This window comes from Rhizobium sp. PDO1-076, from assembly GCF_000247475.1.
Lineage (GTDB): Bacteria > Pseudomonadota > Alphaproteobacteria > Rhizobiales > Rhizobiaceae > Allorhizobium.
This window is the reverse complement of record NZ_AHZC01000311.1, coordinates 1-1,024: the sequence shown is the minus strand read 5'-3', so window position 1 is coordinate 1,024 and position 1,024 is coordinate 1. Positions and strand designations below refer to the sequence as shown.

Here is a 1,024-nt window from a genome sequence, read left to right as displayed (position 1 = left end):
GGGACGAAGCCGAAACACAAGCACGGCTTGAGGCCTGGAACCAACCAATCCACCGTATCCGTGGCCGGATCGAGAAGATCTTCGGCACCTGGAAACGAAGCTACGGCCTTCGCCGGATGCGATGGCGAGGGCTTGCAAAGGCAGGCGTTCAAATCCGCCTCACTGCCATCGCCTATAATATGAAACGCAGTTTGAAGATCATCGCTATGGCCGGATAGCGTTCAAAAAAACGCACTGGCGCTCATACGAGAGCGTCAAAGGCCAAAGCCGGTAACGCCGGCGCCGATATCCTTGCACCCTTTACCGCCACACCCGGACGCTCAAACAAAATCGATGCAAAAGACCTGCCGCGCACAGGTCTCCTTGAGACGCAGCCGGCGTCTTGTGTTTGACACAATCACTGATGCTCGGAGTTGAGAGCATTGGTGCGTTCAAAAGCGGCGGAAAAGCCTGCGAGCGAAACAGAAAACTCCAGTGGCTGGCCTTCATTCGACTGCACACCGACATTGAACGCCTCGCTTTGCCGCAACGCCTTCAGCAGGGCTGGATCCATATCCAGTGACGCCACACAGCCAGTCGGCAGACAGGTGGTAAAAGGAATGGGCTTGCTTTTCTCGGTTGCGTCCACCTGCACAGTGATGCCTTGCGAAAGAGCAAGGCCAAATGGCAGGACCATGATCGCGCTGGCGCCATCCGAACGGGGCTGCACTTCGATGGCAAGGACACGCTGCCGTTTCGCGTTAACCTGTGATTGCGACATGGCGCAGCTGTGCATTGCCGGATCCGTGCCATTCACACGACGGCAATCGACGACCCAATTGTCGTAGGTTTCGGTGAGCGATGAGGCGAGCGGCGGTGCGACATCTTGCGCCAGGGCTGTGCAAGGCATTTCCGCAGCGAACATGAGCGCAAGCAATGTGGCCTGGTATCGGAAGGATCGAAACTGGATCAATTTTATCATCCTCAATGTTGAACATCTCGCCACCCCTTGATGGGGTGGCTACTGATTGGCCGCAAGGCGCCC

The 1,024-nt window shown here is 56.8% G+C and carries 2 protein-coding genes; one reads left to right on the top strand and one right to left on the bottom strand.

Going from position 1 to position 1,024, the window contains the following annotated elements; all coding sequences use genetic code 11:
* Nucleotides 1-218, top strand: a 218-nt coding sequence (locus PDO_RS15810) for a transposase (protein ID WP_037074413.1), incomplete at its 5' end; no start/stop codon positions are given.
* A gap of 179 nt (nucleotides 219-397) precedes the next feature.
* Here the strand turns inward: PDO_RS15810 and PDO_RS15805 are convergent.
* Entirely contained in the window at nucleotides 398-952 is a 555-nt protein-coding gene (locus PDO_RS15805) for an invasion associated locus B family protein (protein ID WP_007603868.1), read from the bottom strand.
* Between the last annotated feature and the right edge of the window lie 72 nt (nucleotides 953-1,024).